General features: G+C 70.1%; 1 protein-coding gene. It reads left to right on the top strand.

Features of this window, described 5'->3' with window-relative positions:
* Positions 1-1,191 (top strand): ATP phosphoribosyltransferase regulatory subunit (locus tag IE313_RS34590; RefSeq protein WP_189939338.1); only part of this gene is annotated, 1,191 nt, incomplete at both ends.

The raw sequence follows: 1,191 nt of genomic DNA on the forward strand, positions 1-1,191 counted from the left end.
TTCTTCGACGTCCTGGATGACGAGTCCCGCGTCCTGCGTCAACTGGGCGCCCGCTTCATCTCGTCCGCCGAGGCGTTCGGTTTCAGAGAGGTGCGCACCGCCTCGGTGGAGGTCCGCGACCGCTACCTCGCGGCGACGAGCGTCCATCCCAGCCGTATCTTCGAGGTGCACCGCCCCAAGGAGGGCTCCAGGTTCGTCCTGCAGGCCGATCTGGCGATGGGGATGTCCCGCTTCATCGCCGACCTGCCCTCGGCGCCTCCCCTGAAGCTGGCCCAGGTCTCCTCCCTCTTCCGTGACCGGCAGCCCGACAGGCCCGGCCACCGGCGGCAGTTCGAGATGGCGGTACTGGGCACCTGGGGCCTGCGCGACCCCTACGCGGACGCGGAGATCCTCGCCGCGGCACACGACATGCTGGAGAACGTGCCGGGCCTTGCGGTCACCTCCGTCCAGTTCGGCAACCCGCAGGTCTTCGCCAGGCTGGCACCCGGCCTCGCCCAGGACATCCGCTTCACGGGCCAGGACATCGGCACACTGCTGGCCGCCACCTCACTGGACCCAGGCGACCGCGAACTGCTCACCGACCTGTACACGCGCGGGCGCATCCCCCTGGACGAGTTCCGCGCCCAAAGCGCCGGCTTCGAGGATCCGCGGGTGCGCGAGGAGGTGGCGGTGCTCCTGGCCACCGCCTGCGCCACGGCCCGGGCGCTGCCCGACACGGACCTGCACATCTGCCTGTCGGAGCTGCACGGCACCGGGCACTACTCGGGCGTGACCTACCAGGTGTTCATCACCGCCCCGGACCGTCTGGAGCCGTTCTCCATCGCCGACGGGGGCCGCATCGACCAGCTCTGCAAGGCGCTGGGCGGCCCCGACGTGCCCGCCGCGTGCCTCGGCGTCGGCCTGACCGTCCTCGCGGGGCTGCTGCCCCCGCAGGTCCAGGAACGCAAGGTGGTACTCCTCTTCGACGACGCCGACGCCCCCTACGGAGTGGCCGGCGACATCCGCGCACGGCTTCGGGAAACGGGAGTGCACAGCACCATGATGCCGCTCCCGCGCCGCAAGTGGCCGACCGTCCTCAAGAGCCAGTTCTACGCCGATCACGGATTCGTCCTCATCGAGGCCGACCGGGTCACGATCCGGCATGCGGACCTCGACGAACGGCAGGCCCTTACCGAACTGCTCACCAAGGAA

Source organism: Streptomyces sulfonofaciens, from assembly GCF_014656295.1.
Classification (GTDB): domain Bacteria; phylum Actinomycetota; class Actinomycetes; order Streptomycetales; family Streptomycetaceae; genus Streptomyces; species Streptomyces sulfonofaciens.